Genomic DNA, 7485 nt, shown 5'->3' with positions numbered 1-7485 from the left:
GCAGTTGCTCGTACAATGGACGCCAAGAGCCACCACTATCGGCTAAAAAAGCGCGTTCTCCGCTACCTTGTAGATGAATAATTTGTCGTTCAGTATGTGTGCTTAAATCCAATAATGTTTGCACAATCGTTTCAGGCGCAATCGTGTCTATTTTTTGTCCAGTATCGCCTATATGTAAATAGAGCTGACCATTACGCGTAATATTATATTTTTGCACCAACGTCGGATGCGTATCTGGATTGATAATTTTTAGCGTTAATTGCGGTAACCATTGCTTTATTGGAATAACCGTATTCTGCACCGCACGAACCAATTTAGGGTTACCGCTGATATAAACGTCTAAAACTACGTCTTGTTTAATGGCTTGTAGCGTTTGTTGCTGACGCTTAGTCAGTTGTAATATCGGTTGATCTCGCCACTCAATAGCTGATTGAAAATGCAAAGCAACCCAGCCACCTAACAATAAAACAATCACACAAAACAATGGAAATAAACGAGAAAAACGAAAAGACATGATGAACTTTAGAAAACGTAAAAACGTTGATAATGGAAATAAGGACTTGTTATATACTTATTGTATCTTATAAATTTAATAAAACCTATGCCATCAAAGCTTACTAATTTTCAATCCTTACCGCGCCGGGCATTTTACTATTGGTTAACAGTCACTATTATCAGTCTTTGTATTTTTCTAGCGCTATTGAGAGGAATTATTTGCTTACTTGAAATTTCTCTTGGCTTAGAAAATATTCCTTTTCTTTCCCCTATTATCACAGTGCTTGGCGGACTATTTATTGCATTTTATCTTTTGCAAATCTTTTACTTTCACCGCCGCCAACAGCAAACGCGATTTTGCTATAACGCTGAAGAGCTACAGTATCATTACGGGGTATGGTGGCGTCATGAAATCTTAATCCCACGCGCGCGTTCAATATATCGATATTCAGCAATCCCCACTGATGCGCCGGTTCAATTTAGCCAATCTGGTGATTTTTACTGCTGGTTCAGCTTTTCCAGCTGTTTCAATGGTGGCACTCTCTCATCATCAAGCCCAAACCATTCGCGAATTTTTCAGCCCACAGATAGCAAATGTCTCAACCACATCCCCTCGCTGAACAGTTACAAGCACAGAATTTTCGCCGACTTCATGCCTCTAGTTGGCTATTTATTCTTTTAGACCTAACGTTTACCATCTTATTGCCTTTTCTGCTAGGTTATTACAACCTCGTTCGTGGCTTACCCACAATTTGGAAAGTCGCTATTGCGGGTATTTTCTTTCTCATCTTTCTTTACCTATTTGCGCATTTTTACAGCACTCAATTTATGATTCGCTCGGACGATATTATCCTCAAGCGAGGCATTCTTTATCGGAAACAACGCTATATTCCGCTCAATAAAGTTCATAACATAACCCTCAAGCGCAATCTATTACATCGTTGGCTAAACGTCGCAGAAGTCCGATTAGAAACCGCTGGAACCGGCAACACAGCAGAAGCAGAACTACGCGTTTTATCCTACCTAGAAGCAAAAACTTTTGAAAACCTCATTGAAAAACCTACTCCCGAAACTAACGCGCCTACTACCGCTAACCTGCTCCCCTTATCGCGCCGAGAGCTCCTTTATTTTGGGCTATTACGCAATGATGGTTTTGTCTTGATGGGCATTATTCTTTCCTTTGCGCTAAACAGCGATAACTTCACTCAATGGTTAACATCAAAACTACCCAGTATTCCCCTTTTCCTCCAAATCTTCCAACAACACTGGTTAGGTGCATTTTTTCTTTTTATTTGTGCGGCTTTTATATTAGGGAAACTGCTGACTATTCTGTTTGCTTTTCTCAACTACAGCCAATTTGAACTAACCGATAGTCCTACCCACATCACCTTACGTCGTGGATTACTTACACGCATAGAAAGCCATGTTCCACGCGAGAAAATCCAAGTTTGGCGCATTACCCAACCTCCGCTTTATCGCTTATGTAACCGCTATCGCTTATATATTGATACCGCAGTGTTTCCTAATAACAACGAACGCGGTATTCGAGAACTCATCCCACTCGCCAACGACGAAATTACCTGTCAACTCATCAAGCGTTGGAATAACATCGAAGCACTCTCTATTCCCGTTCATGCGCAACATCCCAAAGCCCCTCATCGCTTAACCATCAAATATCTACTAATACAAAGTCAGCTCATGATTGGCGCAGTTATCCTTTATTTTCTAAACCTTATTGACAATCAACAGCTGCTAGATCTCGCCATCCTATGGCTCATCCTTCAAATCATCAATCCCATTGCCGCTAAAAAACGCTATGCCATTGCAGGTTGGGCAATAGATAATAAGCATTATCTTCATTGGCGAGACGGTTGGCTTTGGCGCAAACACCATTTTGCGCATTGTCAACATCTCCATTGCGTAGACAAACAGCAAAACCCTTTTGACCGGCGATACCCCATGGCAACCCTTTTAGCTGATACCATGGGAAGCAATCGACTATCCTCGCCGTTGAAAATGCGTTATCTCAAAAATGAAAGCGCTGATAACCTGCTTACCGCCTTGAAAAACTACTCTTCCATAAAAGCAGTTGAAAAACTTACCATAAATCCTGATAAGTCATAATCAATGGCGCGTGGTCAGAAAAATTTTCTTGCGTATAAATTTCTGCATCAATCACCTTATCTGCTAATCCATTGCTAATAATCTGATAATCAATGCGCCATCCCACATTATTAATTCTTGCCTTGCCGCGCTGACTCCACCAAGTATATTGATGCTCCTCATTATTCACTAACCGAAAAGCATCCTTATAATCACCAGCAAACAAATCCGTTAACCATTGTCTCTCATGCGGTAAAAATCCGCTATTTTTCAAATTGCCTTTCCAATTACGGATATCCTTTTCCGTATGCGCAATATTGATATCGCCACATAAAATCACTTCAGCACCACTTTGGACCAAATCTGTTAAATACGGCAAAAACTTCGCCATAAAATCTTCTTTTAACGTCTGACGATGATCACCGCTTGTTCCAGAATGCATATACAAAGAAATCAGATGCAATCGCCCATAGCGCGCTTCTAAATATCGTCCTTCGCTATCAATTTCTGGCCAACCAATTCCCATTTTTACCGCATCAGGCGCGTGCTTTAGATACAATGCTGTTCCGCTGTATCCTTTTTTTTCAGCATCATGATAATAATTATGTGCTAAAGGAAAAAAAGCCTCATTGCCTTCTAACTGAGGTAATTGCGCTTTGGTTTCTTGAATACAAACCGCATCAGCATCTTGCGTTGCAAGCCAATGAAAAAAACCTTTTCTTTCTGCCGCACGAATGCCGTTGGCATTAAACGTAATAATTTTAAACATAGATATTAAGGATAAAAAAAATGCTATCAGTATATCAAACCCAATTTTTAGATGCCGCAATGGCAATGAAAGCACTTAAATTTGGGGAATTCACCTTAAAATCAGGACGAACAAGTCCTTACTTCTTTAATGCCGGTGCCTTTTGTGACGGACAATCCCTCTCTACCATGGCACAAAGCTATGCTCATGTTATCGCAGAAACACTCGCACAAGGACATCAAATAGAGGCGCTATTTGGTCCTGCTTACAAAGGCATTCCGCTTGTTTCAGCCATTGCTACTGCTTTATATCAGCAACACAATATCAATCTACCTTGGGCATTTAATCGCAAAGAAGCCAAAGACCATGGCGAAGGAGGAATCATGGTTGGCAGCCAAGTCACTGGAAAAAAAGTGCTAATCGTTGATGATGTGCTAACCGCTGGAACAGCCGTTAGAGAATCACTAACCCTACTGGCAAACGAACAAGCTCACCCAGTAGGACTCATCGTAGCACTTGATCGACAAGAAACCGTTGGCGATTCTTCCTTATCCGCACTTTCCCTTATCGCACAGGAAGCTAATCTCTTTACTCGAGCCATTATTAACCTTGATGACCTACTTAGCTATGCCTCTCATCATCAAGAACTAGCGCATGCCAGCACAAAAATTCAACAATATAGAGAGCAATATGGCGCATCAATTTCAGTACAATGATTGAATTTTTTCAAGAACACGCTTATACTCGCGACAAATTCTCAGCGCTTATCGTTAAAGATGTATACAAACGCGCTAATAAGCGCAGCACTTTGACGATACCCGCTACGTTACAACAGCTAACTAGCTGTCCTCTCTGCTTCTCAGATATCGAAGCATCCTTTTTGGAGTTTTAAACTATGAGCAAACCTTTTGCCGTCGATGAGGCGGAATTTCAATCAAAAGTATTGGCATCAGACAAGCCTGTTATCGTAGATTTTTGGGCAGAATGGTGTGGTCCTTGTCGTGCGATTGCCCCTATTCTTGAAGAGCTTGGTGCTGAACTAGGCGATAAAGTTGCTATTGCTAAAGTCAATATCGATGAAAACAACGATATTGCCGCACAATATGGCATTCGCTCAATTCCGACGCTAATGCTTTTTAAAGGCGGACAACACGTTGACACCGTTATTGGATTAGCCTCAAAAAGCCAAATTATGAGCTTCCTTGAACCACATCTTTCTTAATCCCTTCTGCCCGAGTTTTTCGGGCAGTTCTATTTTACTTCTAAACGACTCTCTATGAATTTAAGCGATTTGAAAAAACAATCGCCGCAAGCTATCTTAGCGCTTGCGGAAGAAATGGGCTTAGAAGATATTGCCCGAAAAAGAAAACCTGAACTTATCTTCTCCATTTTAAAAGCACAAGCCAAAAATGGGGAAACTATTGAAGGCGACGGCGTATTAGAACTCTTGCCTGACGGCTATGGATTTCTACGCGCGCCAATCAACTCTTACCAAGCCAGCCCAGATGACCTATACGTCTCACCGGGCATTATTCGTCGCTGTAATTTACGCACAGGCGATACCGTTACTGGCAAACTACGCCCCCCAAAAGATAACGAACGCTACTTTGCCCTCACCAAAATAGACACCATTAATTTCGACCCCCGAACAGCAGCTAAACACAAAATCCTATTCGAAAACCTAACCCCCTTACATGCCGATGAACCTCTAAAACTTGAATTAGGCAACGGCAGCTCTGAAGACATCACTGCACGTATGATTGATATGATTGCGCCTATTGGTAAAGGACAACGTGGACTGATTGTTTCTCCGCCTAAAGCCGGCAAAACCGTAATGTTACAAAACATTGCGCAATCCATTAACATCAATCACCCTGAATGTTATCTCATTGTTTTACTGATTGATGAGCGTCCAGAAGAAGTGACGGAAATGGAGCGTACCGTTAATGGAGAAGTTCTATCTTCTACCTTTGACGAACCTGCTCAAAGACACGTACAAGTCGCTGAAATGGCAATTGAAAAAGCTAAACGTTTAGTTGAACACAAACGCGACGTTGTTATTCTTTGCGATTCAATCACTCGACTAGCGAGAGCTTATAATACCGTCGCCCCCGCTTCAGGAAAAATTCTCACCGGTGGCGTTGATGCCAATGCCTTACAACGTCCAAAACGCTTTTTTGGTGCGGCTCGTAATACCGAAGAAGCTGGTTCACTCACCATTATTGCCACTGCTCTTGTTGATACTGGTTCTAAAATGGACGAAGTTATCTATGAAGAATTTAAAGGCACAGGCAATATGGAAATCCATCTCAGCCGACGCATTGCTGAAAAACGCATTTTCCCTGCCATTGATATCAATCCGTCTGGTACCCGCCGAGAAGAACTCATGATTGACCCAGAAGTGCTACAAAAAACTTGGATTTTACGGAAAATTCTTCATCCAATGGATGAGCTACAAGCCATTGAATTCTTAATGGAACGGATGAAAAACACCAAAACCAATAAAGAATTTTTTGACTCAATGAAAAATGGCAAATAAACGTCAAAAAATCGGCTATCAATTAACCTTAACAGGATTATTCATGCTAATCAGCGGGTTCGCCATGAGTCCGCTATTTACACATGATATTTCGCTGAAACAAGCTATTATCGGACTCTTGATTACCTTATTACCCCTTTTGGCTTATATGCCAAGAGCAATCAAAAGAGAGTCGCGCGCTTATCAAGTCCTCGCCTTAATGGCACCTATTTATCTTCTTTTTGGCGGTATCATTTGGCTATGGCGAGATGCTTATTTTGGGCTGTGGTTTTGTTTAGCAGCAAGTTTGTTAGAAGTCGGCACTATCTTGCATAACTTTCAACGAAGAAAACGCAAAACAACTAACCTATCTTGACCCATGATCTACAAACCATTTATTCAACGTACTGAATGCTTCTAGCGTTCGGTAAATTCAAGAAAATTCTTTAAGCTTTCTTTACAAACTTAGATTTAAGCATCATCCCCACGCCATCAATCTTACAATCAATATTGTGATCACCATCGGGAACAAGACGAATATTTTTCACTTTCGTCCCTTGCTTAATACTTTGTGAGCTACCTTTTAGCTTTAAAGCCTTAATCAAAATCACACTATCCCCATCTTGCAAAATCGCTCCATTCGCATCAAGGACCTTTGCCTCTTCCTCTTCTTCCATGATTTCTTGCCATTCATGACCACATTCAGGGCAAACCAATTGTATTCCATCGTAATAACAATAATCACAGCCACATTGCGAACAAAGAATTGCGTTCATGAATATCCTTTACTTTAATTATATGAAGAGAATCATTAAAAAAATCGACAAAAAATAAGCTGCAATGCCTGATAAAACAGAAGAACATACTCTCTTCTATGGTAAGGTTTCCAAAAAGTACATACAGTACTTGGGGATAGCAAACTGTTTTCAAAATGGATATTGCGTTAACGTTATATGTATTTTTTGGGAAGTTGGCTATAGCGCTCAAATATTCAGCTTATCTAATTTAGAACATAAAGAATAAAGAAAAATCATAAAAAAATCTATGATAAACGAAATTCCTAGCGCTCTATCCACCAAAAAATGATTGATTAACATCCTGAGACTTTTGCAAAATTCCCTTTTACACTAATTTTTGCTACTAGTAGAAAAATTAACACTATGATTTTAATATATTTTCAAAATTTGAAAAATTGAAATTTCTATATTTTATATTTTTTTGCAAAGGTCTCATCCTGGCTAAATGGTCTAGAAATTATCCTCCTCACCAGTCTCTCAGCTTACACACAAATACTGTCTAAGAATATGCGGATAAAATGTGGAAAAATACACTAACCTGTATTCATCATTACCATTTTTTACAGCCGATTATTTTTTGAACAAACTTTCATCTCCATGAATAAAAATGACTTTTTATCTACTGAAAGATATCCACAATATTGCTTTTTCACTTGCACACAAAAATAGTTATCTATTCGGGGATTAAGTGTGAATAAAAAATACAATATGCTGTTTTTAAATAATTTTTATATAAATGATTAAAAAATAAACAAGTTACATGAATTATTGATTTATATTCATATTTTTTATTCCCCAAAGTTATCCACAAACTATTTTTCCAA

Annotated in this window: 9 protein-coding genes; 6 read left to right on the top strand and 3 right to left on the bottom strand. The window is 39.7% G+C overall.

Annotation, left to right across the window (positions count from 1 at the left end; all coding sequences use genetic code 11):
* The coding region (locus A5N85_RS11550) for a hypothetical protein (RefSeq protein WP_143143271.1) at positions 1–514 on the bottom strand (514 nt) is incomplete at its 3' end.
* A gap of 445 nt (positions 515–959) precedes the next feature.
* Between A5N85_RS11550 and A5N85_RS11545 the strand changes: the two genes are divergently transcribed.
* Positions 960–1115 carry a hypothetical protein gene (locus A5N85_RS11545; RefSeq protein WP_084601769.1) on the top strand — a complete coding sequence of 52 codons (156 nt, stop codon included), beginning with the start codon at positions 960–962 and terminating at the stop codon, positions 1113–1115.
* Complete coding sequence (locus A5N85_RS11540) at positions 1090–2619, top strand: PH domain-containing protein (RefSeq protein WP_072577359.1); 1530 nt, start codon at positions 1090–1092, stop codon at positions 2617–2619. Before A5N85_RS11545 ends, A5N85_RS11540 begins: the two co-directional genes overlap by 26 nt.
* Here the strand turns inward: A5N85_RS11540 and A5N85_RS11535 are convergent.
* Positions 2594–3367: an exodeoxyribonuclease III gene (locus A5N85_RS11535; protein ID WP_072577358.1), complete on the bottom strand. Its 774-nt coding sequence runs from the start codon at positions 3365–3367 to the stop codon at positions 2594–2596. The two genes, A5N85_RS11540 and A5N85_RS11535, sit on opposite strands and share 26 nt — an antisense overlap.
* A 20-nt stretch (positions 3368–3387) precedes the next feature.
* On the opposite strand from A5N85_RS11535, the gene pyrE reads away from it, so the two are divergent.
* From pyrE to A5N85_RS11515, 4 genes are all read left to right on the top strand, one after another.
* Complete coding sequence (gene pyrE, locus A5N85_RS11530; RefSeq protein ID WP_072577357.1) at positions 3388–4062, top strand: orotate phosphoribosyltransferase; 675 nt, start codon at positions 3388–3390, stop codon at positions 4060–4062.
* Between the two features lie 179 nt (positions 4063–4241).
* The gene (gene trxA / locus A5N85_RS11525; RefSeq protein WP_072577356.1) at positions 4242–4568 is read left to right on the top strand and encodes a thioredoxin; all 327 of its coding nucleotides are present in this window, start codon (positions 4242–4244) and stop codon (positions 4566–4568) included.
* 54 nt (positions 4569–4622) lie between these two features.
* A complete protein-coding gene (gene rho / locus A5N85_RS11520) occupies positions 4623–5885 on the top strand; it encodes a transcription termination factor Rho (protein WP_072577355.1) in 1263 nt (420 codons plus the stop codon).
* A complete protein-coding gene (locus A5N85_RS11515; protein WP_072577354.1) occupies positions 5875–6240 on the top strand; it encodes a hypothetical protein in 366 nt (121 codons plus the stop codon). Before rho ends, A5N85_RS11515 begins: the two co-directional genes overlap by 11 nt.
* A 70-nt stretch (positions 6241–6310) precedes the next feature.
* On the opposite strand, the gene A5N85_RS11510 is transcribed toward A5N85_RS11515, so the two are convergent.
* Positions 6311–6640 carry a zinc ribbon domain-containing protein YjdM gene (locus A5N85_RS11510; protein WP_072577353.1) on the bottom strand — a complete coding sequence of 110 codons (330 nt, stop codon included), beginning with the start codon at positions 6638–6640 and terminating at the stop codon, positions 6311–6313.
* Positions 6641–7485 lie beyond the last annotated feature (845 nt).

Origin of the sequence: Suttonella ornithocola (genome assembly GCF_001889065.1) — a bacterium.
GTDB lineage: Bacteria > Pseudomonadota > Gammaproteobacteria > Cardiobacteriales > Cardiobacteriaceae > Suttonella_A > Suttonella_A ornithocola.
This window is presented reverse-complemented; position numbering and strand designations above follow the sequence as displayed.